This is a genomic window from Bacillus sp. FSL W8-0116, assembly GCF_038003825.1.
Classification (GTDB): domain Bacteria; phylum Bacillota; class Bacilli; order Bacillales; family DSM-4216; genus Bacillus_O; species Bacillus_O smithii.
Genome location: NZ_JBBOPY010000001.1, coordinates 2,555,056 through 2,580,721, shown reverse-complemented (window position 1 = coordinate 2,580,721; position 25,666 = coordinate 2,555,056). Strand labels below are relative to the sequence as shown.

At 41.5% G+C, this 25,666-nt stretch carries 23 protein-coding genes and 1 pseudogene; 3 read left to right on the top strand and 21 right to left on the bottom strand.

The genetic code is table 11. The features are described from left to right. Nucleotides 1–168: 168 nt before the first annotated feature. The 12 genes and pseudogenes from N1I86_RS12350 to N1I86_RS12295 form a co-directional block, all read right to left on the bottom strand. Entirely contained in the window at nucleotides 169–1,245 is a 1,077-nt protein-coding gene (locus tag N1I86_RS12350) for a bifunctional 3-deoxy-7-phosphoheptulonate synthase/chorismate mutase (protein WP_003355680.1), read from the bottom strand. Nucleotides 1,246–1,655: 410 nt separating this feature from the next. Next, entirely contained in the window at nucleotides 1,656–1,970 is a 315-nt protein-coding gene (gene ytxJ, locus N1I86_RS12345) for a bacillithiol system redox-active protein YtxJ (protein ID WP_003355682.1), read from the bottom strand. Between the two features lie 172 nt (nucleotides 1,971–2,142). After that, the gene (locus N1I86_RS12340; protein WP_003355683.1) at nucleotides 2,143–2,622 is read right to left on the bottom strand and encodes a YtxH domain-containing protein; all 480 of its coding nucleotides are present in this window, start codon (nucleotides 2,620–2,622) and stop codon (nucleotides 2,143–2,145) included. 43 nt (nucleotides 2,623–2,665) lie between these two features. Beyond that, the gene (locus N1I86_RS12335) at nucleotides 2,666–3,148 is read right to left on the bottom strand and encodes a DUF948 domain-containing protein (RefSeq protein ID WP_003355684.1); all 483 of its coding nucleotides are present in this window, start codon (nucleotides 3,146–3,148) and stop codon (nucleotides 2,666–2,668) included. Nucleotides 3,149–3,910: 762 nt separating this feature from the next. Next, nucleotides 3,911–4,702 (bottom strand): annotated as a pseudogene (gene fadH, locus N1I86_RS12330) (2,4-dienoyl-CoA reductase). A 206-nt stretch (nucleotides 4,703–4,908) separates the two neighbouring features. Continuing rightward, nucleotides 4,909–6,222 carry a UDP-N-acetylmuramate--L-alanine ligase gene (gene murC / locus N1I86_RS12325; protein WP_341096553.1) on the bottom strand — a complete coding sequence of 438 codons (1,314 nt, stop codon included), beginning with the start codon at nucleotides 6,220–6,222 and terminating at the stop codon, nucleotides 4,909–4,911. A gap of 260 nt (nucleotides 6,223–6,482) precedes the next feature. Further along, entirely contained in the window at nucleotides 6,483–8,942 is a 2,460-nt protein-coding gene (locus N1I86_RS12320) for a DNA translocase FtsK (RefSeq protein ID WP_341096552.1), read from the bottom strand. Nucleotides 8,943–9,354: 412 nt separating this feature from the next. After that, a complete protein-coding gene (gene ytpR / locus N1I86_RS12315) occupies nucleotides 9,355–9,960 on the bottom strand; it encodes a YtpR family tRNA-binding protein (protein WP_003355688.1) in 606 nt (201 codons plus the stop codon). Between the two features lie 17 nt (nucleotides 9,961–9,977). Next, nucleotides 9,978–10,772 carry a DUF1444 domain-containing protein gene (locus N1I86_RS12310; protein WP_003355689.1) on the bottom strand — a complete coding sequence of 265 codons (795 nt, stop codon included), beginning with the start codon at nucleotides 10,770–10,772 and terminating at the stop codon, nucleotides 9,978–9,980. A 26-nt stretch (nucleotides 10,773–10,798) separates the two neighbouring features. Further along, entirely contained in the window at nucleotides 10,799–11,116 is a 318-nt protein-coding gene (locus N1I86_RS12305) for a thioredoxin family protein (RefSeq protein ID WP_003355690.1), read from the bottom strand. Nucleotides 11,117–11,430: 314 nt separating this feature from the next. After that, nucleotides 11,431–11,952: a DUF84 family protein gene (locus N1I86_RS12300; RefSeq protein ID WP_003355692.1), complete on the bottom strand. Its 522-nt coding sequence runs from the start codon at nucleotides 11,950–11,952 to the stop codon at nucleotides 11,431–11,433. Between the two features lie 120 nt (nucleotides 11,953–12,072). Then, on the bottom strand, nucleotides 12,073–13,140 hold the full coding sequence (locus N1I86_RS12295) for a M42 family metallopeptidase (protein ID WP_048623850.1): 1,068 nt from the start codon (nucleotides 13,138–13,140) through the stop codon (nucleotides 12,073–12,075). 155 nt (nucleotides 13,141–13,295) lie between these two features. Here N1I86_RS12295 and N1I86_RS12290 point away from each other — a divergent pair, with 155 nt between their 5' ends. Further along, nucleotides 13,296–13,610: a PepSY domain-containing protein gene (locus N1I86_RS12290; RefSeq protein ID WP_040342037.1), complete on the top strand. Its 315-nt coding sequence runs from the start codon at nucleotides 13,296–13,298 to the stop codon at nucleotides 13,608–13,610. A 143-nt stretch (nucleotides 13,611–13,753) separates the two neighbouring features. Here the strand turns inward: N1I86_RS12290 and trmB are convergent, their stop codons facing one another. Continuing rightward, nucleotides 13,754–14,425 (bottom strand): tRNA (guanosine(46)-N7)-methyltransferase TrmB, encoded by a 672-nt coding sequence (gene trmB / locus N1I86_RS12285; protein ID WP_003355695.1) that lies wholly within the window; start codon nucleotides 14,423–14,425, stop codon nucleotides 13,754–13,756. Between the two features lie 111 nt (nucleotides 14,426–14,536). Here trmB and N1I86_RS12280 point away from each other — a divergent pair, with 111 nt between their 5' ends. Then, nucleotides 14,537–14,815 carry a YtzH-like family protein gene (locus N1I86_RS12280; RefSeq protein ID WP_003355696.1) on the top strand — a complete coding sequence of 93 codons (279 nt, stop codon included), beginning with the start codon at nucleotides 14,537–14,539 and terminating at the stop codon, nucleotides 14,813–14,815. Between the two features lie 5 nt (nucleotides 14,816–14,820). Here the strand turns inward: N1I86_RS12280 and N1I86_RS12275 are convergent, their stop codons facing one another. The 6 genes from N1I86_RS12275 to thpR all read right to left on the bottom strand — a co-directional run bounded on the left by N1I86_RS12275 (nucleotide 14,821) and on the right by thpR (nucleotide 21,813). Continuing rightward, on the bottom strand, nucleotides 14,821–15,594 hold the full coding sequence (locus N1I86_RS12275) for a phosphotransferase family protein (RefSeq protein WP_040342038.1): 774 nt from the start codon (nucleotides 15,592–15,594) through the stop codon (nucleotides 14,821–14,823). Nucleotides 15,595–16,196: 602 nt separating this feature from the next. Next, on the bottom strand, nucleotides 16,197–17,462 hold the full coding sequence (pulA, locus tag N1I86_RS12270; RefSeq protein ID WP_341096546.1) for a type I pullulanase: 1,266 nt from the start codon (nucleotides 17,460–17,462) through the stop codon (nucleotides 16,197–16,199). 145 nt (nucleotides 17,463–17,607) lie between these two features. After that, nucleotides 17,608–18,939, bottom strand: coding sequence for an IS4 family transposase (locus tag N1I86_RS12265; protein ID WP_341094487.1), 1,332 nt, complete (start codon nucleotides 18,937–18,939; stop codon nucleotides 17,608–17,610). 69 nt (nucleotides 18,940–19,008) lie between these two features. Then, nucleotides 19,009–19,923 (bottom strand): hypothetical protein, encoded by a 915-nt coding sequence (locus N1I86_RS12260; protein ID WP_341096544.1) that lies wholly within the window; start codon nucleotides 19,921–19,923, stop codon nucleotides 19,009–19,011. A 314-nt stretch (nucleotides 19,924–20,237) separates the two neighbouring features. Then, nucleotides 20,238–21,233 (bottom strand): hypothetical protein, encoded by a 996-nt coding sequence (locus tag N1I86_RS12255; RefSeq protein WP_003355699.1) that lies wholly within the window; start codon nucleotides 21,231–21,233, stop codon nucleotides 20,238–20,240. After that, complete coding sequence (gene thpR / locus N1I86_RS12250) at nucleotides 21,217–21,813, bottom strand: RNA 2',3'-cyclic phosphodiesterase (protein WP_003355700.1); 597 nt, start codon at nucleotides 21,811–21,813, stop codon at nucleotides 21,217–21,219. Before thpR ends, N1I86_RS12255 begins: the two co-directional genes overlap by 17 nt. Nucleotides 21,814–21,991: 178 nt before the next feature. Here thpR and cysK point away from each other — a divergent pair, with 178 nt between their 5' ends. Beyond that, the gene (gene cysK, locus N1I86_RS12245) at nucleotides 21,992–22,921 is read left to right on the top strand and encodes a cysteine synthase A (protein WP_341096538.1); all 930 of its coding nucleotides are present in this window, start codon (nucleotides 21,992–21,994) and stop codon (nucleotides 22,919–22,921) included. Between the two features lie 230 nt (nucleotides 22,922–23,151). On the opposite strand, the gene dat is transcribed toward cysK, so the two are convergent. Beyond that, nucleotides 23,152–24,012: a D-amino-acid transaminase gene (gene dat / locus N1I86_RS12240; protein WP_341096536.1), complete on the bottom strand. Its 861-nt coding sequence runs from the start codon at nucleotides 24,010–24,012 to the stop codon at nucleotides 23,152–23,154. Between the two features lie 69 nt (nucleotides 24,013–24,081). Then, nucleotides 24,082–25,497 (bottom strand): dipeptidase PepV, encoded by a 1,416-nt coding sequence (gene pepV, locus N1I86_RS12235; protein WP_341096534.1) that lies wholly within the window; start codon nucleotides 25,495–25,497, stop codon nucleotides 24,082–24,084. Nucleotides 25,498–25,666 lie beyond the last annotated feature (169 nt).

Here is a 25,666-nt window from a genome sequence, read left to right as displayed (position 1 = left end):
TTATAGCCTTTTCTTTTCTCCCTTTCTTATTATTTTTCCAAAAACGACATATTCTAATAAAAAAGTCTGATTCAACATGGTATGTCCTACCAGTTGAATCAGACTGCTGTACGCTTATTCTAGTCTAAGTGCCATCGTTTTCCTCTGCGAATAAGAAAGGTCTACTTTCTATGCTTTGACAGGAACGGCTTTTAAAATTTCATTGTAAAATTCGTCGAATTGTTTTAAATCCATTTGTTGAGCGGAATCAGACAACGCCACTGCCGGATCTGGATGAACTTCCGCCATCACACCGTCTGCTCCAATGGCTAAAGCTGCTTTTGCAGCCGGAAGCAAGAGGTCGCGCCGGCCCGTAGAATGAGTTACGTCTACAAAGACTGGCAAGTGCGTTTCTTGTTTTAATATTGGCACTGCCGTAATATCTAACGTATTGCGAGTCGCTCTTTCATAAGTGCGAATTCCGCGTTCACAGAGTATAATTTGTTCGTTTCCTCTTGACATTATATATTCTGCTGCATACATGAACTCTTGCAAAGTAGCGGAAAGCCCGCGTTTTAGTAGAACCGGTTTTTTCACAGAGCCTGCCGCTTTCAAAAGTTCAAAGTTTTGCATATTGCGGGCTCCGATTTGAATGACGTCCACGTAATCTAGCGCCATTTCAATATGAGCCGGATTGACGATTTCTGTGACGACTGCCAGTTGAAATTCGTCTGCGATTTGCTTTAATATTTTTAATCCATCTAACCCAAGTCCTTGGAAATCATATGGAGAAGTGCGTGGTTTAAACGCGCCTCCACGAATAAGCTTTAATCCTTTGTTCTTTATGGATTGAGCCACTTCCGCTACTTGCTCATACGATTCAACGGCACATGGACCGAATACAAACGTCGGCTGACCCGCGCCTACTAATTCACCGTTAATTTCAATAACCGTATCTTCCGGTTTTTTCTTGCGTGAAACAAGCAAAGCTTTCCGATGATCATCTTCCTGCAGTTCCAAGCTCGCTTTAAAAATTTCTTTAAAAATATGCTCGATAGTAGAGTTTTCAAACGGTCCGTCATTTCGCTCAATAATCGTGTTCAACATTTTTCTTTCGCGAACCGGATCGTATTTGTTCACCCCTTGCGGCAATTTCGCACGTCCAATTTCTTGAACAATTTTGGCACGTTCATTAATCAATTCGAGCAATTGTAAATTAATTTCATCCACTCTTTGTCTTAATTGTTCGAGCTCTTGATTTCCCACGACCTTCAATCCCTTCTCAATTTGCTGAATATTTTTTAGTTTATGATGACACCTAGCAAAAGTGAATTCCCAGCCCTTCACTGGTATAAGTTTTATCACCGGCGATAATTTAGTGATAATTATAAATCATATATTTTAAATTGTCACGAAAAATTTGCTTCAACAATTAAACGCTTTTAAGCGATAAAGTATTCTGTATAAAAACTGGATAATACGCCTTTATCCTTTATTGAAAAACTTTTAACCGTTAGAGATAAACTACGATTAGCGGCAGCTCTCTTACGGTCCAAAACGAAGCTGGACATCCCCGCTGCTAACGACAAAATGCCGGATTTATTTATGAATATTATGAAAATAATGGCCAGCATGCTCATGACCGCAGCAAAAACAGACTGGAAATTCCACTGAATCTAAATTTTTGCCAATGTGTCAGCCGTGATTTGGTAGTGAGAATCATACCATACCGGACGCTGATTAATGAAAAGGAAGGCTTGTGGCGACTCGTGTTGGATTCCAAATTTTCGAGCGATGTAATTGGATAGCTCCCGGGATTCTTGGACAGCTAAAAAATACCCCTTTTCTCTTGGATGTTCGCGCAAAAATCGGTCCATTTCTCGATAAGCATGAGCACTTATGGGACACGTCAGACTATGCTTTAAAAAGAACACGCGTGGTTCCCTTGTCAGCAATTGTTCAAACTGTTCAATGGTTTCTATTTTATTCATAATCATCACCTTTGCAATCATTATTGGAAGGCAGCCAGCCTTTTTATACAAAGAAAGCCGATCACATGAATTTTAAATACCGTCATCACTTGATAGACTCATATAACAAAAAACTAGTTTGACAAAAAAAGAGGGTGAAAACATCATACCATTTCACCGCTCCCACATCAAATTAATCGTTTTTATTAACCGATTTTTCAGTTTTTTCAAACGCCTGTTTCGTTTCTTCCAGTTTTTTGCTTACTTCGTCTAAAGTTTGGCCATTTTGTGATTGAAATCGTTGGCTCACTTTATCCGCCATCTGAATCGTTTTTTCTTTCGCATTCAATGTGATCGTTTGAATTTTGCCTGCCATTTCACCGGATTTTGATTGCACCGTTTTGGATAAATGTTCCGCCTTATCTTTTGTAGCTGAAGCTAATTCACTGCTTTTTTCTTTTGCTGAACATGTCCATTGTATTCCTTTTTCTTTGGCTAATTCTACCCAACTAGACGCTTTTTCTTTAAAAACGTCTGCTTGTCCAGTTAAATTCCTTCTTAATTCTCTTCCGGATTTGGGGGCGAGAATCAAGGCGGCTGCAGCTCCAATGACTCCTCCGACAAATGCACCGGCTAAAAATCCACATGAGTTTCTTTTTTCTTTATTTTCCACATTCCTCACTCCTTTTCATATTGTAAGATGGAAAAAGCAGGAATTAATTTCTAGCCCTCTCTATCGAACCGCGGCTTTCAGATACGGTGTTATTCTGTGTTTGGGCAGCCGGCGACTCTTCTTTACGCTTCCATTTATCCAATACTTGTTTGACGACTTGACTCCATTGGACCGCCTGTGAAATTTTATTCTGATTCTTTTCTAATTGCGACCCTACCGTCGTTGTGATTTTTTTCAAAGATTGATTGAACGTCTCAATCGAACTGCCAATGCCTTTCACTGCGTAAACGACCGAATTCAGTTCTTTCGTTTTTTCCCCAATATTCTCAGCCAACTCATTCGTTTTATGTAAAAGTTCAGCCGTTTCTTGGGTGACTCCTTTCAACTGGTTTTCCAAGCCGTCCAACATTTTTGATACACTGTTTAAAGTACTGTCAACCGACCTTAATGTTCTGGAAACACTAAGAGCTAAAATAAGAAATGCAACAGCGATCACCGCCACACTTACGTACAAAATGACAATCACTTTAAACACCTCCTCAACTTATTCTTCATTGAATTTCGGCGAAAAAAATGAAACTTCTAAAATATTCTTCTTTTTCGCGAACCCTCCATAAATTTTACTATTTCTTTTAGGGAGGCGTCAATTTCATCATCAAGATTCTCTATAATCAGAGGACAATCCCATTTTGGATTCTACGAGACTATAGATTCTCGCCTTATCCAATGAATAAATCGAGGAGTTTTTCCAATGTTGCATCCACCTATATCAAGCTGCAGCGTAAGTGTGGCCGGAACTTGTAACAGATTATTACGAAACCGATGTTTTTAAACAAACGGACTCATCGTTTTTTAGAAGAATGAAGAAAAATCTACAGATGGCAACAAAAGGGATATGCACTGGAGAAACATGCAAGTCCATATCATACTGCATTTCGAAGAGGATATTTGCCACATCATTCAATGAAACATGCAAAATAGAAGTTTTCAAAACGGAAAACGATTTCTTTTTATGTTTGAATGGGCTTCAATTCCATTACTGACAAGAATAAAAACGCATCTTTTAGCGAGAAATAAATGTTCAAAATCCCTTTTTAAAAAGCGCCGGTTTTCTTCGGCAGCCATACTACAAACAATTCTCCTATCAGCGGTCGAAAAACGGTGTGATAGAATTTCAATTTACATGGTCTATAATAGAGTACCGGCCAACCCCTGCGTGGGGAAGTCCCTTGCTTTTTCTTGTCAAAATTCTTACGAAAGTCTTCTTGCTTTTCTAAAAACATTCAAGCTAATTTGACTCGTCAAATAAAAACACCGGCTGCTTCAACCACTGCCCCCCGTCTAAAGATATGCATTCTCCATTTAAATAAGAAGCTTTGTCTGAAACCATAAAAGCAGCCAAAGCAGCGATTTCTTCCGGCGTTCCTAATCGTTTCAACGGCACGCTGTCGATAACCTTTCTTTCCGTCTCCTCAGAATCCAACAGCTTGTCTGCTCCTCCTGTTCGTTCAATAGGACCGGGAGCTATGGCATTTACCCGAATGCCGTATTTGGTGCCCCACTCTACCGCAAGCGTTCTAGTGAGCGAGAGAACCCCGGCCTTCGCCGCAGCGGAATGAACCACCCCTGGGCCTGCCTGCCAAGCGTAATTCGCAACCATATTCAGAACATTACCTTTGCTGTTCGTTTCGATCCAATATTTTCCTACCGCTCTTGTACAATAAAAGGTTCCATTTAAGACAATATCCACCACCGCTTTCCAGCCATTGACGGATAATTTTTCTGCCGGACAAATGAAATTTCCTGCGGCATTGTTCACTAAAACATCAATTCTTCCAAACTTTTGATCCGTTTCTCGGACCATTTTATCTACATCATCCGGATTTCTGACATCCATGGCAATCGTCAATATCTCACTATTTCCCTGTGATTCTATCTCTTTTTTTGCCTGCTCCAGCCTTTCAACATTTCTTCCTGTAATAACGACTTTCGCTCCTTCTTAAAAAAAATGTTTCGCCATATATTTTCCCATCCCATTTGATCCGCCTGTTATGATCACAACACGATCTTTCAACTCTATCCCCCCTTGTTTAAATAGAAAGAATAATCAGATAATTTTTATTTTACCATACTTTAAAATGAACTGAAAGGCCGATCATCTAAAAAAAGAGCAGACTTAAAGCCTGCCACCTCCTAACGCCATCCCAGCGTGGAGAAAAGGCCGGGCTCTAAGTCAGCTCTAAAACATTCAGACTTCCTAATCGATGACTATCATGACATCATTGTCTATTTTTTCAAAGTGTTGCTTAGCAGCTTTTCATAGGCAAGCTGGAATTTTTGAATATCTCCCGCTCCCATAAAGATGAGAACCGCATTTTCATGCTTTAAGAGCGGAGACGTGTCTTCTTCTTCAATAATTTGCGCTCCTGAAATCCGCTCTTGAAGATCTTTTACAGACAGTTTGCCATGGTTTTCACGCGCTGAACCGAAAATTTCGCATAAATAAACAGAATCAGCTTCATTAAGGCTTTGAGCAAAATCATTTAAGAAGGCCTGAGTTCTTGAAAACGTATGAGGCTGAAAAATGGCCACAATTTCCCGATCAGGATATTTTTGACGTGCAGCATGAATCGTTGCCTTGATTTCCGTTGGATGGTGTGCATAGTCATCAATAATGATTTGCGTTCCCATTTTTTTCTCGGTGAATCTTCTTTTGACCCCTTCAAAAGTAAGAAGCCGTTCTTTGACGATTTCCGTATCAATATTTTCATATTGGCAAACAGCTATTACTCCGAGAGCATTTAAAACGTTATGGTCGCCAAACAAGGGAATTTCAAAAGAGCCATAAAACGTATTTCTAACAAATACATCAAATGTCGTACCATTTTTTGTATGCTTAATATTTCGAGCTTGGAAGTCGTTCTCTTCGCCAAAGCCATAATACACAGCGGGAACTTTCGCTTGAATTTTTTGTAACAGTTCATCATCACCGTAAGCAAAAATGGCTTTATTCACTTGCATCGCCATTTGCTGGAAGGCAGAAAAAACATCATCGATATTCGCAAAATAATCAGGATGGTCAAAATCGATATTGGTCATAATGGCGTAGTCGGGATAATAGGATAAGAAATGGCGCCGATACTCACAAGCTTCAAAAACAAAATATTCGGCGTCCTTAACGCCTTTCCCAGTACCATCACCGATTAAATAAGAAGTAGGTTTTGCCCCGCCAATGACATGCGCCATTAACCCTGTCGTCGATGTTTTCCCGTGAGCGCCTGCCACAGCAATGCTTGTAAACTTGCGGGCAAATTCCCCTAAAAATTTATGGTAACGGATTACCGGCAATCCAAGTTTTAACGCTTCTTGAATTTCTTCATGTGTGTCAGGAAATGCATTTCCTGCTATAACCGTTAAACCAGGTTTAATGTTGTCTTTACTGAAGGGATAAATCGGAATTCCGGCATCTTCCAGAGCTTTTTGAGTAAAAAAGTATTTTTCAATGTCAGAACCCTGCACCTTATAGCCCTTATCGAACAAAATTTGGGCGAGGGCGCTCATCCCCGATCCTTTAATTCCTACAAAGTGATATGTTGTCATAACAGACCCTCCAACAATCGTCTATCAATAAGCATTATATGTAATTTTGGTTCCCTTTGCTCAAAATGGATAATGAGCTTTTCATATTGAAACATTATAGCACTTTTTCAGGCTCGTGACTATTAATAGGATTTTTCCTTTTTTCTTGTCTTTGTTTCAATCCATTTTCACGACCTTAATTTTCAAAAAGAATGTTTCATGGCTCATTCAAGATTTAAAATCATCGCAAATGAGCCGCTTTTTTATTTTGAAAGCACGCATTAGAATTGGCTGGATTCCTTTAAATCCTCAAAATCTTCTTCCGTGATTAAAACGTCTCTGGGCTTGCCGGGTTTTTGTTCCGAAATGATTCCTTGTTCTTCCATCATTTCAATCAACCGAGCCGCGCGATTATAACCGATCCGAAAATGTCTTTGCAATAAAGAAGCGGAAGCACCGCCATGGCGAACGACAAACTCACAGGCCGGCTTAAACAAGTCATCTTCATCTTGCAGAAAGTTGGCTTTTTGAACAAGTTCTTCTTGAACAAACAAGTAATCGGATTCCCACTGTTCCTTCACGAAGGAAACCACTCTTTCGATTTCCCCATCAGAAACAAAGCTGCCTTGAAGCCGCACCGTCTTTGACGTTCCGTTGTCCAAAAATAACATATCGCCTTTTCCTAACAATTTTTCAGCTCCCCCGGCATCCAAAATCGTTCGTGAATCCGCTTGAGAGGAAACGGAAAAGGCAATTCTGGTAGGAATATTGGCTTTAATTAACCCGGTGATCACATCGACGGACGGCCGCTGAGTCGCTACCAATAAGTGGATGCCGCATGCCCGCGCTTTTTGGGCAATTCGGCAAATCGCTTCCTCGACATCAGCGGGAGACATCATCATTAAATCAGCCAATTCATCAATCACAATGACGATATAAGGCATACGCTTTTCTTTTGCTTCCAACGCTTTTTGATTGAACCGTTCAATATTTCGAACACCAGCATGAGCAAATAATTCATACCGCCTTTCCATTTCATCCACCGCCCATTTTAACGCCTGGGTAGCTGCTTTTACATCCGTAATAACCGGGCTGACCAAATGTCCAATGCCGTTGTACGGCGCGAGTTCAACCATTTTCGGATCAATCAATAGCAGTTTCAATTCTTCAGGAGTCGTTTTATACAAAAGGCTGATCAATATGGAATTGATGCAGACGCTTTTTCCAGAGCCGGTTGCGCCGGCGATCAATCCATGGGGCATTTTCTTTAAATCAGCCACAACCGCTTGGCCGGAAATATCCAGTCCCATCGCAATCGTGAGAGGAGATTGGCTGTTTTGGAATGAAGGGCTCATAATAATTTCGCTTAAGTATACGGGGCGGCTTTCTTTATTCGGAACCTCAATTCCGATTGTATGTTTTCCCGGGATAGGCGCCTCTATCCGAATATCTTTGGCCGCCAAGCTCAACTTAATATCATCCGACAAGTTCGTAATTTTATTCACTTTCACCCCTGGTTCAGGCTGTACTTCAAATCTGGTGACAGACGGTCCTTCCGTGACATTCACCACCTTAGCGCGTACACGGAAGTTTTTCAGCGTATCGTTTAATAATTGAATTTGCTGTTGTATCCATGCTTCATTCGTTTTTTTTTCAGCCGGCGGAGTCAAAAAACGGATATCGGGCAGCTGATGGTCGGTTTCTTTTTCGATGTTCTCCTCCGCTTGTCCCTTTTCCACTTTATGGATATGAGGAGCCATGTCCGGCTGTTTCCGATTGTTCGCGATATTTTTCTTCTCTAAATTCCGTTTGTCCTGCTTAAGCATTAGCACATTAAAGGGGAGATGCGGGCGTGATTTATTCGATTTGTCTGCGTCTGCCCTTTCAGAAACAGTTTCCGATCGCTGTTCTTGATTCGAATCCTCACTAATGTCCAATTCCCGAACAACAGATTTCTGTTCCTCGACTGGTTCCATTTTTCTTACATTTTCATATTCTTCTGTTACCGCTTCTTCTACCGTAGGAAAATCGTTTTCTTGTGATGATTGTTTTGTTGATAATGGGGAGTCTTCCAAATGAGAAAATTCATTGGAAGCCGCTTCGTCTTTCAGATGATTCTCTTCAAGGATTACCTGTTCTTTTTCTGCCGCCACCTGTTCTTTTCCAGAAGGTTCGGCCTGTTTTTCTTCGTTTTTAAACGGAACAGCCAAAGTCTGATTTCGTTCTTTCTGCTCTTCAAAATTCTCATTCTTTCTTTTTAGCGTCTCTGTGTGACCTGACACTTCTCCTTCCACAAAAGAATTTTTCAACTCGTACTCTACAACTTCGCTTTGGCTTGCTTCTGACGGACGTTTATACCCGTAAATAGGAGACGGAATATTCGTTGGTCGAAAAGGACGGTTGCCTTTCCGTTCGCTCGACACATGATAAGAAGCACTCTTTAAGTTTTCCGTTGTTGGTTTTGGTTCCGGTTTGATCGGCTCATTCCTCCGATGCCGGTTATGTCGTTCAAGCGTTTTTCTTTCTGTTTTTTCCGACGCAGTAGGCAAAGATAGGGGTTTTTGCGGATAATGGTAAGCGATTCTCGTTTTCAATTCCCGCACCGGCTTTGTTGGATTTTTTTTCAGATTGTCTGTTCGTTCCTTTGGTACCTGCCGCGGTACATGCGGAGAATCGCTCTCTTCAATTTCTACTACTTCTTCATCTATAAAAAGTTTCATAAATCGTTTCAGCCAGCTCAAAGTTTACCACTCTTTCTTTATTTAAGAATCATTTCTATTTTAACAGTTAAATAGAAAAATTCGAGAGGAAAATAGGCTGAAAATGCAAGAACAACAAATATTCTTAATCCTCTTTTCATCGATGAAGGCTTTGGGCTTTTCTCCCTAAGGGAATGGCAAACCAGCCAGAACAGACTCCACTTAGATCTTTCTATACTGAAAATCTCGGAAAATCATTTTTGCAGAAATACCATCCAATCTTTACTCGCTGCTCACTTTTCAACCGATCCCTTCAATATCCACAACAAGAAATCCATTGAAACGAATAAAGGGTCCGATCCTTCTACAACCATTAATAGGATACAATCATCTTCCTATAAAGGTTGAAAGAACCAAACCCTTGTTCACATCTTTATTCACCGGCCATTATCCATTAAAAGGAAAACGGCTGACCGACTTCATATTCATCTGATAAAACTAAAATTCCTTTTTCTTTAGGAGCATTCGGCAGCTCAAGCTCGCGAGCCGAACAGATCATGCCTTTCGAAGGAACTCCTCGCAGCTCCGCATCTTTTATAACCATTCCGCTTGGCATGACAGCGCCGATCTTGGCTACAACCACTTTTTGGCCCGCCTCCACATTAGGCGCTCCGCATACAATCTGCAATGTTTCATTTCCTACGTCGACTTGGCAGATGCTCAATTTATCTGCATTAGGATGCTTTTCCTTTTCTTTCACATATCCTACCACAAATTTAGGAGAAAAATCTCCTTCTAACGTTTCATCAAAACCGCACTCCTGCAAAATCCGGTTGATTTTGCCGAGAAGGTCTTCGTTCATGTCGACGGGGCCATCACCCTCAATTTCCAGGAATTTGGATATATGAAAAATATTATAACCAGCCGTTTCATTGGTTGGTTCATGATAAATTCTGGCCGCTTCTTTTCGCACGTCTACGGCAATTTCCTCTTGCGGAAAATCTTTGATCGATATTAGTAGAGTATCCCCTACACCTTTTCGATTATAAAATACGTTCACTTACGATCTTCCTCCCTTCATTTTCTTTTGTTTTTGGCTAAAATAAAAATCGGTTCCAGCTTGCCATTTTCATACAAAAATGACAAAGCCGTAATCGGTATCCGTCCGTTGGCAAAAAAGCTCATCGTCATATTAGCCAATATGTCATATCCGGTTTCATTGCGGATATCCCCGATGATCAGCACGTCTGCATGAGGCACGGAGACAGTCATCACACCTTCGACTTTCTCCTCCATCTCAGAAAGCCATTTTTCGTTTAAAATTCGGCTTGAATCATAACCGTCATTTGTATTTAAAAAATAAAAAACATTATCCGCTACCTCATCTTTTTTAACGGAAGTAGAAAGGGAGCGGGCGTTGAATTTCGCCGTCTCTCTCACTCTTCTGGCATCCCAGTTTTCCTTTTCCAACAGTTCCTTATCAATCAACCGATAAGTAGTCCCCATATCAAGGGCATAATATATTCTTGTTTCGGCCGTGTGATCATCATACAAAAAAGGTACGCCTTCTTTCGCTTCCTTTGGAAAAGATGTGGAGCGAATAACCGGATAAATGTACTTTTCTCTTTCCGATAAGCTTGGTTCTTTTCCCATGACAGCCAGCGCTTCATTGACATAGTAAACAACCTCATCGATTGCTTTCTCTTTCATTGTTTCCCATCTGCCTAGAATGGGAGGGAGTGAAACATTGACCCCTTTTCTCGTTTCCTTGTCCTCGATTCGTAAAACATCTTTTTCCCGATCAAATGTAAAAAGGCGGTTTTCTGATTTTAATCGTTTTTCCAATTCCTTTCGCAGCGCTTTACTGTCCAATGAATTTTCCTCCTGTCCAAAGGAACTTATTTTTGGAGGCTGTCAATAAACTGATCCACTTCTTCTTTTGTTTTACGGTCTCTGCTGACAAACCTTCCAAGCTCTTTTCCGTCTTCATAAGCAATAAAACTAGGAATTCCAAAAACGTCTAATTGTTGGCAAAGGTCGATATATTCATCCCGGTCAATATGGACAAACGTATAATCCGGGTGCTCTGCTTCAATTTGAGGAAGAAAAGGTTCCAAAAAGCGGCAATCTCCGCACCATTCTGCTGAAAAAAGAAAAATGTGTTTCCCGTTATTTTTAAGTTCTTCAAATTGTTCTATTGATTTTAATTCTTGCATCGTTTATTCCTCCTGACCATTCTCATTTAATAAATATTGGAAATCGAATCCTTTAAAAACACACAGAGAAAGATACATCCCAATCTATCATAAGATTATCATAAACTGCCCAGTAAAATGAAGAATAGCGCTCACCATGCCGCAAAAAACTTCATTCGTTTTTTAAAGCCACCGAGCGCTTTGTTCTGATCGACAAGCAAAGATCTCTTTTGCTTGAAATTCGAAAACCTGCCAAGAGTTACCCAAAAAACAAAAATTTATTTCAACAAACAAACCGGGGGCTTCAATGGCTATATCCTTATAAGAATAAGATCTTACCTTTCATTCTTTCGGTACAGCCATTGTCCGAGGAGCAGCTTCATCACATGGAAAAACATGTCTTTTCTTGTGACAAGCCCGTTAGTAAAGATGCCTACAGCTCCTTCTTTTTCACGGATTTGTTTTCTGCGGCAAAATTCATCCATCACCGGTCCCAACTCTTCCCCCGCTCTTAATCTTTCGGCAATCTCTTTCGGCAAGAGAATCCGGGCTCCTCCGGCAACAATAGGCTCTTTTTCTTTTTCCGCCAGAGCTCCCCAGTTACAAAGCAAAAGACCATGCGGCGTTTCCGTTACGCCGCCTTCCAAACCGATTCCGACATCAGCATTTTCCGCCAACAGCGATCTTTCCGCTCGTTGAATGGCCCCTCTTATTGTTTCCTCATCCGAAAAAGGCTGATTGCTTACACCCGATTCGACGTCAACCGATAGCACTTCGGCACTCAGTCGTATAAATTGAATTCCTTCTTTCACGGCAGCGATTTTTGCTGCATTTTTTGACCCCACGGCTATTTTCATGGATAGCACTCCCTCTGTCTCAATCAAACCACTTTCTCTATAAATGAAAAACCTTTCCGTTCCGGCTGTCACATCTTTTAGAAAAATCCATTCATGGATGGAATGTCTTCCAATATTCCATTACCCGTTATTCCGAATGGCCTCAACCGTTGATTGATCACATGAACGAACTAGCTTAATCAATAATTCTTTGGCAGCTTGGTAATCATCTACATGAATCATCGAGGCGTGCGTATGAATATAGCGGGAACAAATCCCGATCACCGCACTAGGGACGCCTTCATTGGACAAATGCACTCTTCCGGCATCCGTCCCTCCTTGTGAAACAAAAAACTGATAAGGAATTTGATTCGATTCTGCCGTATCGAGAACAAATTCTCTCATTCCTCTATGAGTTACCATCGTCCGGTCATAAATACGAATCAAAGCCCCTTGCCCCAATTGACCAAATTGATTTTTATCTCCGGACATATCATTGGCGGGACTTGCATCCAACGCAAAGAAAATATCCGGCTTAATCATATTGGCAGCTGTCTGCGCACCTCGAAGGCCGACTTCTTCTTGAACAGTCGCTCCAGAATAAAGCGTATTAGGAAGCGTTTCATCTTTTACTTCCTTCAACAATTCGATGGCAAGCCCACATCCATAGCGATTATCCCAAGCTTTTGCTAAAATTTTCTTTTGATTAGCCAATGGAGTAAACGGACAAATCGGCACGGCAAACTGCCCCGGTTTAATGCCAATCCGTTCCGCATCTTCGCGGTCGTCCGCTCCAATATCAATGAGCATATTTTTTATTTCCATCGGTTTTTTCCGCTGTTCTTCACTTAACAAATGGGGAGGAATGGATCCAATCACACCGATTACCGGTCCGTTCTCCGTTATAATTTGTACACGCTGCGCTAACAGAACTTGATTCCACCAGCCTCCCAGCGGCTGAAATCGGAGCATTCCGTTATCCGTAATCGAAGTAATCATAAATCCTACTTCATCCATATGACCAGCTACCATCACGACAGGTCCGTTTCCTTTTTTGACCCCAAAAATACTCCCTAGCCGATCTTGCACTACTTCATCAGCGTATTGAGAAAGCTGTTCCTTCATAAATGCACGTACAGCATGTTCATTTCCGGAAGCTCCCGGAAGTTCAGTTAATTGTCGAAACAATTCCAACGTTTCTTGATTCATGAGATCATGCTCCTTTTCGTTGTTGCAAAACTATGTACATTGTTATTTTACAAAACTTTGAAACCCTTTTCCAATTGAGCTCCCCTGCTTATGGCGAATTTTTCAAATTCATGTATACTGAAAATAGTAACTTTTTTGGGGGTGTGCTCATGAGAATTGGGTGGAAGTCTTTTACATTAGGTGCAGTCGCCGGTGCAGCAGGCGCGTTGTTTGCCCAAAAAGCGGTAACGTCCTCGCCTACCGTTGCAGCTGAAAAAGTCCTTGCCCGCGTCAAGGAAGCTTTTAACAAAGAAGGAATCATTGAAGGGTCATGGATTCAAATGAAACCGGAGCAATATCAAAAACTTGGAATTGACACAACTGTTTATAAAGGCGGAATTTCCAGAAGACGGGATGGCGAATTGGAGCAATATGAATTTATCGCCGATGCCAGCACCGGAACCATTATGGACGTCTATCGCCTTTCCTAATCGCTCGCCAACGGGTTCGGTCCGATCGTTCCCGTTGGCACTGACAAAGCGACGCTTTTCCCACTTCAAAAACAGACAGTTGATTAGCGAAAAAAATCATCTCTTTTTTTCGTTTTTTATAATTGTTGATTAAGACCCCTTTTTTAAAGCAAAACTTCATTCTCCTCTGCCTTTTTTGGCGGAAACTGCACTTCACAGCGATAAATTCTATTTCCTTTTTGCGAAAATTTTTCTTCATATTCGGTCATGACATTTTCTTGATAATCGCTGTTGTGAAGATCAAGACTCACATCCTTTAAAATAAGACCGTACTGCGAGAAGCTGACAAGCGAGTATTCAAACAATCCTTGATTATCCGTTTTCATGTGGATCTCGCCGCCCTCCGCCAAAATTTCGTCATAGGCTTTCAGAAAATTTTTGTAAGTCAATCGCCGTTTTTCATGTCGTTTCTTTGGCCAAGGATCTGAGAAGTTCAAGTAAATTCTTTCGATTTCTCCATTGGCAAAAAAATCGGTTAAATGACCGGCGTTCACATTCAACAGCTTTACATTCGGCAATTCTGCCTCTATGACTTTGTCAAGCGCAGATACAATCACGCTTTCTTGCAGTTCAATTCCAATAAAATTGACATCAGGATGCAATCGAGCCATCCCCACAATAAACTGTCCTTTTCCTGTGCCAATTTCCAAATGGATCGCCTGATCATTTCCGAACATTTCCCGCCATTTTCCTTTTTGCTTTTCAGGTTCAGGAATCACATATTGTGGATATTGCCGAATTTTTTCTTTAGCCCAAGGTTTGTTTCGTAAACGCATTAAAAATCCCCCACTGTCTATTCGTTCATAATCTTCATGCATAAAAAAAAAGAATTCCCGACACTAAAATAAGAGAATTCCTTATATGATGCGAAAGAAAGGATGAGTGCCATGCCTTTAACATGGAAGGATCAAGCACAATTATTAAGAGATATTTTAAGCGACCATCAACTGGATTGTTGCGGAACCGTCTCGGAATGCGAACAGCTCGAAAGACTGGCAAAATCGTTGATGGCCAATGCAAACGTTGATCAAGGTGTCAAATCAACATTACAGGAAATTTATCAATACAGCCAAGATGGTCAATATACACAACACTTGGATGAGCACATCCAAGCCCATCAAAACCACTTATCTCAATGGGTCAGCGATATAGACCAATTGTCTTAACACGATCATAAGATGTTATGGAGAAAGGTAAGCCAGCGGTTCATTTCATGAAAACGGCTTTTATCTTTATGCCATTGAATAGATAATATGGTTTGCATCACCACATACCATTTCATCCGCAATTGAAGGTGAGTAGTCAGTTCCATTCCGTACAACCTAAGCCACTCTTCCCAATCATTTCCAGGGATATAACAATATAGAAGCATGCCCAAATCAATGGCCGGATCGCCTATAAGAGGGCGGTCCCAGTCAATCAAATACAAACGATTGCCCTCGGAAAGCAGCCAGTTGTTATGGTTGACATCTCCGTGGCAAACGGCATAATCATCATAGCGAATGAACTTGACCTTTTTTTGCAGAAACTCAATGGCTTTTTGAATGGTAGGATGCTGCAGCAAATTCAAGTCAATTCCATCTTGGACTTCCAGCAACAGCTTTTCCGGCTGAACCGGGCGCTTTTCAAGTCGCTCCAGCATTGTCAAAAGCGGTTTAGATGTATGAATTTTTTTCAGTAATTTCGTCACCCTTCTGTCCACCATCTCATCAGGAGACAGCTCTCTGCCGTTCAGCCAATGCTGGGCGGTAATCACATCCCCGCTTTCTAACCTTTTCGTCCACACAAGTTTGGGAACGATTCCCTCAGCTGACAAAGCAGCAAGAAAAGGCGAAGAATTTCGCTTTAAAAAAAGCCTCTGTTCTTCATGCTTGGCAAAAAAAGCTTCGCCGGTAAGTCCTCCGGCGGGGATAATCTCCCATTCTTGATCAAACAAATGTTCCAATTTATTTAATTTTATTTTGGCAGCTTTGTCCATACGCTCTTTTCCCGATTGATTATCCATCTTATTGCGCAATCCGATTCTCCTATATTTTTAAGCTTTCCGTCCGATCGATCCAAACGGGCAAGCTACCACTGAATGAAATCATTCCAAGTAAAACGATCATACTCTATTCCATTCAGCTTTCCTTCAATTCAACATCCGCTTTTCAATTGAAACTACTTTTTAAATTTTATCTTCTTTCGAGTGTTTTCGTCAAGATGCCGTCCAAAACGACTTCAGCACAATGCGAAGGCAATGGTCCGACCAATGACCAATGGACTTCGCTTGAAAAAGCAGAGGGTCCCCTTTTCTTATCACAAGCAAAATAGGGGTTCGATTTTAAAGGACAATTGCCTCAAAATGACCGTTATGTCCAACTAACCATCAACAGTCCCCACTGACGGAAGTTTCGCTTTCCTCGTGTTGAAAGGATCTAAACTCATCATTTAAAAAATAAAAACAAGTTCGCGAAAAAAAGACTTGCCGCTTTCTAAATTATTCTGTCCCGTTCGTCCAACAAACAAAATCCATAGCATGAACAGAGACGATAAAAAAGATTCCTGCTATTGAACACATACATAGCAGCTAATAGGAGAAAGGACAAGCGTCTTTTCCACTTCTCGGATTGGTTGAATGCCTGCACGGTTCTCATCCGCAATCACTTTCCAAGCAGACTCGCCGGGAAGAGCCATTTCTCCAGACAATTCATTCGGATAAAACACGACGAGAATCTTATTCCAAGGTCCCTTGCCGCCCACGTCGTCCATTAAAACTGATACGATTCCCTTCCTTACTGTCCATTTTTTCAAATGCTTTCGGATCTCCTCAGCAGTTTGCAAGCGGAAAGCTCCATGATTTTTCCGAATTTCAATCAAACCTTTTATATAATCAACGGCGTCTTTATAATTCTCCTTCCTGCTCCAATCCAGCCAGTTGATTTCATCTTCGCTGTTATAGCTGTTTCCAACCCCTTTTTTTGTCCGAAAAAACTCTTGGCCGCTGTGAAGAAAAGGAATCCCCTGGGAAAGCAAAACCATAGCAGTAGCTAAAAGGTGGCGGCGACGGTTTTCCTCCTCTTGGTTTGGAAAACAAGCCATTAACTTATCCCACAAAGTATGATTATCATGGCATTCCACAAAATTTACAGATTGCAGCGGCTCTGTAAATATTCCCGTTCTGCCTTCTAAAGGGATGCTTGCGCACACCGCATGGAAAGCTTTTTCATACATATCCAGCTTTCCAAGAGCAAATCCTTTGTCCGAAAGATGAAATACGCCCCCCTTTATGGAGTCTCGGAAAAAATCATTAAACTGGCCAATTTCGGGAAGTATATGCTGATTATGAAGCGCAGCTTTATGCTGGCGGGCGAGCGGAGTCGGCAAGTCCCATCCTTCCCCGATGATAAGACAGTCCGGCTTGTAAGAGCGAGCCACTTTTACTACTTCTTTCATCGTTTCTACATCGAGAATACCCATTAAATCAAAACGAAACCCGTCAACATTATATTCTTTCAACCAAAATTCAATGGAATCCAGAATAAATTTTCGGGCCATCAGACGTTCAGAAGCAAAGTCATTTCCAACTCCGGTGCCATTGGACGGCCGCCCGTTTTCATCAAAACGAAAATAATACCCCGGAACAAGTTGTTCGAAAGCGGAGCTCTCCCGTTCATACAAATGGTTGTAAACAACATCCATTATGACTCGCATTCCTTCAGAGTGTACGGCTTCAATCATTTCCTTTAACTCAAGAATCCGATTGTAAGGGTTTTGAGGCTCACTTGCATAAGATCCTTCAGGTACGTTATAAAATAGAGGGTTATACCCCATACCCGTCAAGTTAGCGGTATAAAATTTTTTAGGATGATACGCATGTTCGAAAAATCAATCAAAGGATGAAGAGAAAACCAAATGCTGGGCATGCCAAATAACCCTCAAGAAGAGGGTTATTTGGCAATTATATCCATGACCCACACTACCATATCCCCAATTTCTTTAAAAGATCCGATACCGTTTCCTCTCCTTTCCTTCGGTCTTTCCTCGCGTGTTTCCTTAACAGAGACAGGAGAGATGGAAGGGCGGTTTCCATCGCTTGGGGATGCAAAAGAAACCGATGCCAATACGATTGGAGGATATTAAGCGCTTTCCATTCACTGATCTCGATTCCCTCCCGTTGATGCCAATACCTTCGGGCTTGGAACAGAAGAGTCTGCGTGACTAAAATGGCAATCAATGTCCCATATAAGTGGCATTCGAATCGTTCCTTCTTCATCTTTTTGACACGGTCAAGATCAAATAAGGATTTCCAGCCCTTAAATAACAGCTCCACTTGCCAGCGCAGCGAATACAGCTCATAAACTTGTTGCGCATCAAACGATTCTTGTGGTAAATTGGTCAGTAAGATGTGATATTTCTTTTGTTCAAGGGTTTGGCGTGACAGCGCCTTCCCTTTCTTTTTTTCCTTTTTCCGCACGTACGCCAGCCGTTTTTCCCATTCTTCCGCCGTGAGACGGCGAAAAATCAGACGCGGAACATACAGGCGTTGGTGTCCGATATACACGTGTTCCACTTCCACGGCTTCCCCCTCGCCCAATCGATTTCCTATCGATTCCCAATCCCATTCGTGCCACTCCCCGTCCTGCTTGATATAGACTTTGATATCGGAACGCAACCGGGTAATATAATAAGCACCTCGAGCATCAATCTCCGCCAGCGTGGCGAGTGAAAAAAACCCCAGATCCCGAATGCAAAGGTCATTCGGTAAAATCGTGTGCTGGGTATGATAAGCAAAACGGGCATCGGAATCATTGGCCTGTTGGACGCACAGCTGAAGACAGGTTCCCGATAACAGCTCATACTCAAATTGGATTTTGGCGCCAGATGAAACCGAACCTTGATAGTCCTCACCATAGTCGGTCGGAAGTAAAAAACTGGTAGAGTCTAAGATCCGCAGACGGGTGAAACAAGCGCGATACGTTTCGGTGATGGAAGAGAGTGCCGGACGTTGATGCATCAGGAGAGTAAAAAAGACCTCTTTTAAAAACGCCACGGCACGAGGCGTAAACCGCTGATTCAGTCCTTCATTCGAGAGAGAGCAATCATGCCAGAGCGCCAAATCGGCACACAACCGCTGAAGCGACTGACAGGCGAGCGATCCGTCTCCCCAAGCACATAGCGTCAGAAAGGCTTCCGCTGTTAATGAACGCTGCCGCTGAATGAATCCGACTTTCCGTGCCAGACGAGTCAGTTCTTCATAGGAGAAGAGTTGACGAATCGTTTTTATCCATGCCTTCATCTTTTTTTCCATCAAAAAATAATCCTTTCCAACGATGATTTTCGTTAGAAAGGATACCATGTTTTTGGCGCTGAAAAAAGATCAAATTCTTAACTTGATGGCTATGGGGTTATACCCCCAATTGTATGATTCTTCCGGTTTTTCGTCAGAAACGCCGTAAAAATCGTGAAAAGGAAGAAATTCGATATGGGTGATTCCTAAATTTTTGATATAAGATAAACCCGTTATTCCTCCCGTCTTTCCTCTCGTATTTTTTTCCGCAACTCCTAAATATTTTCCCTTGTTCTTTACTCCGCTGTCAGGATGAATGGTGAGATCTCTAATCGATGTTTCATATAGGATTGCATTGACGGGCGATCCAAAAGACGGAGGAGAAACTCTTTTAACATTGGTTTTGCCGAGATCGACGACGCAGCTGTACTCGCTGTTCAGACTGACTGCTTTTGCATATGGATCAGCCGCTTTTCTCCATTCTCCATTTATAAAAACTTCGTAATAATAGCAAGATTGTTCCCAATCGCCTTTCACGACAGCAGAAAAAACTCCTCGTTCTTCCCGAATGAGCGAAAACGTTTCCCAATTGATTGCCCCTCTTCTTTTTACATGGACTTTCGCCTCTATCGCTGCCGGCGACCATATTTTAAAAACGGTCCTTTCCTTTGTATAATGAGCTCCCAAATCTTTTCCCTCATAAAAAAACATTTGGTCGAACTCTTTCGTACGAATAACTTTGCCGACAAGTAATAACGTTTCTTGCCCTCTTTCATCCAAAATATAATGACTTTTCCCGAAAACCGGAACCACCGGAGATTCGCAACGATATGTTCTGCCGTATTCTGAATCCAGTTTCTCCAATATGTTCAAGTCAATTATGGCATCTTCCGTTTTTAGTCGAAAAGAAGACGATTCTCCTTGAAAGTAATCGTATGAAAGAAAAATAGTGAAGACATCCAACTCATCTTGGTAGGCATGAAACGATTGATTTTTAGGAAGCATACATCCTTCTTTCCTTTCCACTGTTTCAGTCCTTGCTCCCGCTTAACGGATCATTAGCCAAGGAGACGGTGCCGCCCATTCATTTATAAAAATTCTTTTTGTCATCCGAGCACTCTGAAAGTGGAAATGTTTTTATCATCATTTTCTTTACTGACTTGTCAACAGAAACCTATACAACGCTGAAAAATTACAGCCGGATGATGAAATTGATCCGATTATACAGCTAAAAGAATCCAGCTTTTGCCCCCTCTGATCGAATTTTATCTAACGGTCAGGCAGTTGGTGATAAATGAAAAGCACAGCTTTTGTGCTTTTCAAAGTGTTCTATCTTCTGCTTCATCTCCGATTTCAATTTCATGATCTGGCCATTCCGCCTCATCGTCCCACTCCGGCCTATTGATGCTGTTGGTTTCCGCAAATTCCAAAACGGTTTTGGCTGCTTTTAACTGTGTCATTTTTAACGGGGAACGGAACTCTCTCATCGATTCAAACCATTTCGGATAGCTTTTTTTATCGAAAATGTGGAGATCAAAAGGAGGAGATGGATAATCAATGTAGCCGTTTCGCGATATGACCGCTTTTTTCACCGGAAAATCTACATTGTACGTACGAAATAACTTAGACACAATGACACCCATTCTTTGCAAAGAAAGAACCGGACTTAACACTTTTTTCTCTTTTTTTCCTATTTTTTTGATCCAGAATCGATCCGATGATCCAAAATAAACAGCCCGGTTTTCCTCCTCCAAAAAAGTAAGACACCATAGTTCAGTGGGCGTCAACAGGAGAACATCCAATTCGACCGGCGCCTTTTTCAAAGCCAATATCGGCTTATACATGACGAGAAACGTATCTGGAAATCTTTGCAGAAAATATTTTAAGCGTTCATCATAAAAATATTTGTAATCAATATATGATGTTTCTGTTAAAGTGGAACTTGCCCACTTGATTTGAAATTCAAACAGCTGATCGAGAAAAAATTGTTTTAACTCCAATTCGTTCATATTCGAAAGATCCATTTGAAAAAAGGGAGACTCTTTCTTTTCATTTTCCCCTTCATCCATCGAAAAATCCCTTTTTCGAAACATATTTTTCAATTTATGGAACATATTTGTTTTTTCCTTGTTCTCATCTTCATAAAAAAGGGATTCCTCTTGCGCCCACCCCTCATGCTCTTGTTTTTGCATTTCGCTCCAATTCACAAACTTGTCCCACTGTTGTTTTTTTAATCGGATAAATTGGGATGGGTAACGGTACACATCTTGTTGATATCGAGACACATAATCTTGGAGCTTAATTAACTGAGCCATTTCCTTTCGATTCCTTTCCTTCCTTATTTTCAAAATAAAACCGGACAATTTCTTCATACATGGGCGAACGGTCTAAATGGGTCTGATACAACACCACTGAATCTGCTTGAAAAACATGGGAAGGTGGTTTGGCGTACAAAAAACCGGATGCATCTGTATCTGTAAACGAAATATCCCCATTCCATTTTTTCGCCAGCGTAATATGAGGGCGGAATGGTTTAGAATCCAATTGAAAACCTGCCTCTTTCGCAGCTTGGAATACTTGTTTTTGAATATCGAAGAGGCGGTTGTTCTGTTTGGTTCCTGCCCAAAAAATTCGGGGAGATTCTTTACGGCCGAATGTTCCGATAGAGTCAATCTGCACGGAAAAAGGCGGCGTTTTTTCGACGATCCGTTTTACCGTATCCACCGCTTTTTGTAACGGCTTTGGATCTGCATCGCCTAAAAAAGCGAACGTAATATGATAATCGTTCGGGTGCACCCAACGTTTGAACGGCAATGAAAATTGGCGCCGCCAAGAATACAAATATTCTTTTGTTTCATCAGGCAGCCTTAAAGCAAAAAAATAATGAGTTTTCACTTCCACCACTCCTATGATTGGCCCTCCAGCACATGATGTCTAAAAAGCGAGCCACTATCCCAAAATAATAATTACATTGTATCAAAAAATGGGAAAAAGTATAAAATCTGCAAAAGTTGATTAGACCTCTAAGAATAGGTATGATGAATAATGAAGATAAGAAAGGAAGGCGTAAACAATGAAGATCGTTCAAAACATAGCTGATCTAATCGGCGATACACCTTTGGTAAAACTAAACCGTCTTAATCCCAAAAACGGGGCCGATATTTACTTAAAGCTGGAATATTTCAATCCGAGCAAAAGTGTAAAAGACCGCGCCGCGTATAATATGATTGTGGAAGCAGAAAAAGCGGGACTGTTGAAAAAAGGATCCACCATTATTGAACCAACGAGCGGCAATACCGGCATTGGTCTAGCGATGAATGCAGCGGCTAGAGGATATCGCGCCATTATCGTGATGCCGGATACCATGACAAAAGAGCGCATTAACTTATTAAAAGCATACGGCGCCGAAGTCGTTCTGACTCCAGGAAATGAAAAAATGCCCGGAGCCATCAAAAAGGCGAAAGAATTGGCTGCGGAAATACCAAATAGCTTTATCCCCATGCAATTTGAAAATCCCGCCAACCCGGATGCCCATCGCCGCACTACCGCTATCGAAATCGTTGAGGCCATGAAAGAACTCGGAAAAGAGTTGACAGCTTTTGTAGCGACATCCGGTACTGGAGGAACGATTACCGGAACCGGTGAAGTACTGAAGGAACACTATCCCAATCTCAAAGTCCATGTTGCCGAACCTTATGGATCGCCGGTATTATCGGGCGGAAAACCAGGAAAACATAAACTTGTAGGGACAAGTCCAGGATTTATTCCTGCCACCTTGAATACGGAAGTATATGATCAAATCCATTTAGTAAAAGATGAAGAAGCGTATGAAATGACTCGCAAGTTGGCCAAAGAAGAAGGTATTCTTGTCGGCCCTTCATCCGGTGCTGCTTGCTTTACTGCCATCAAAGTAGCAAGCGAGCTTTCAAAAGATGACGTCGTTGTTTGTATGACAGCTGATACAGGCGAACGTTATTTATCAAGCGATCTTTTCCGATATTAATCATTCGTGTCTGTCCACCAGCAGTATTCCTTACTCCCCAAGGAATATGCTGGACCCATCAAAAATAACGGAAAAACCACGTTTTTGCCGAACCTTTTGGTGGGGTATTTTTCTATCTATATTTTTGCCCGGAATCCGCAAGGGGTCACATTCATAAAAAAAGCCAAAGCCTTCTATCCCTTCTGAAAAGCTTTGGCTAAACCACTATTCTTTCTTTTCCTGTTCAATCTCTATCCTTCAGTAATTTTACTTAAAGCTTCGATTTCTTTTTCTAACAACTCCTGTATTTTTAACGTAACCGCACCTGGTTTTCCATCAGCCACCGGCTTCTCGTTTACTTCCACAACAGGAAGAACTTCGGACGTTGTGGAAGTAAGAAATACTTCATCTGCTTGCAGCAGTTCTTGTTTCGTAAACGGCTTCTCGTCCACTTGAATGCTGTTTGCTTGGCATAACGAAATGACTACCTGCCTAGTAATTCCGTTTAAAATCAAGTTGTTTGCCGGATGTGTTTGCACAACTCCGTTTTTCACAATGAAAATATTGGAAGAGGCGCCTTCCGTTACAGTTTCTCCACGATGCAACACCGCTTCATAGCACCCCTCGGAAGCCGCTTTTTGCTTTGCCAGTAAATTTCCCAGCAAATTTAAACTTTTAATATCGCATCGCAGCCAGCGAATATCTTCCACAAACAGCGCTTTCACGCCATATTTTCTTTCCTTGTCAGGCCTTTCGAATGATTTAGTATATGCCACCACGACAGGTAAAACGCTTGAATCAGGAAAAGCGTGAGCTCTAGGAGACGCACCGCGTGTCAATTGTAAATACACGCTTCCTCCATCCAACTCATTTTTGTCAATTAATTCTTCAAGCAAGGCTTTCCATTCATCATTTGTATAAGGATTTTGAAGGAAAATTTTTTCCGCACTTGATTGAAGGCGAGACAGATGCTGATCGACAGCAAACATTTTACCATGATAAACCCTGATGACTTCATAGATTCCATCGCCAAATTGATAGCCGCGGTCTTCAATATCCACTTTGGCTTCTTTTCTCGGCAAAAACTCCCCATTTAACAGTACCCATTCCATCGGTATCTCCCCCATTCCCTCTTCATTGAAAACTCAATCAAATCAATCCATTGTCCACAGCTTTTTCTATTATCTCGTTAATTCATATATGGCTTGAGCATAAATCGCGGTTGCTTTCCATAAATCTTCTAAAAACATATACTCATCTTTTTGATGGGCGACGTCCGGTCTTCCTGGAAAAAGAGCTCCAAAAGCAACCCCCGTATCAAGCGACCGTGCGTACGTTCCTCCGCCAATGGCCAAAAGTTCCGCTTTTTCACCGGTTTGCTGTTCATATACATTCGCCAACGTTTGAATAAACGGATGGTCTTTGTCTACATGATGAGGTTTGCTGTCAGAGAAATTTTCAATGGCCAATCCCTTATCACGAAGAATGTTTTTTAGCTGATCTATACGATCTTTAAGAGGAAAGGTGACAGGATAACGCATACTGATCCCTATTTTTCCTCCACGATTCCGGTCAAAAGAAAGAATGCCAGCATTCAACGATAATTTGCCTGTTATATCATCTTCATAAGCGAGGCCTAATGAATCTCCTGTGAAATCTTGATGAAAATAATGAGAAACAAATTGGAAAAAATCTTTTTCGTATTTTGGCAGATCTAGACGAGATAAGAAATCACATAAATACAAACCCGCATTTTTTCCTTTTTCAGGCTCCGAGCCATGCACGGATATTCCTTCCATTTCCAGGACCAGATCGCCTCTGTCCATGAAATACTTGCCCTGCAAACCGTTTTCGCTCAAATAATCGGAAAACTGCTGCAAAATTTTTGTTTCCCCATGATGAATCATCAAAACCGCTTTTGCGTGATCAGGGACCATATTATACCGTCTTCCCGATTGAAAGGAGAGCACTTCTACCTCGCTTTCAGCCGCATCCTTCTCTTTTGCCGCTTGCACGATATCAAAATCAGCAATTCCTTTTTCTGCATAAATTATAGGAAAATCCGCGTCGGGAGCAAATCCAAAAGTCGGCATTTCCTCGACCTGAAAATAATGGTCGACACAGCGCCAATCGCTCTCTTCATCCGTTCCGATAATCATTCGAACCCGTTTGTTAATCGGCACTCCAAGATCCTTAACAATTTTCATCGCATAATAAGCCGCCATCGTCGGACCTTTGTCATCGATGGAGCCACGCCCAAATATTTTTCCGTCTTTGATTTCCCCGCCGAACGGCTCTACAGACCAGCCGTCTCCTTCAGGAACAACATCTACGTGACAAAGGATTCCTAAAAGCTCATCCCCTTGGCCAAATTCAATATGACCTGCCACATTTCCGACATTGCGGCTGCTGAATCCATCTCTTTCTCCCAATTTCAGCATAAAATTAAGCGCTTCTTTTACTCCTTTTCCTAACGGAGCGTCACTCGTCGCATGGCTTTCATCCAAAACGCTTTTTATTTGAATCAATGATTGCAAATCGCGAATCAATTCCTCTTTTCTTTTTTCGACTTCTTCGTTCCAACGAATTTCAGCCATATTTTGTTCTCCTTTAACTCTTTACTTTCTTCTTTTATTTTACTCTTCCCGGCCTGCAAAAAAACATTTCGCCATTGAAAAAACCTTTAATCAAAAACTGCTATTTTATGACAATGGGATAAATTATCCACATTTGGGGCAAAATTTCAGTAAATTCAAGTTTTTTTAA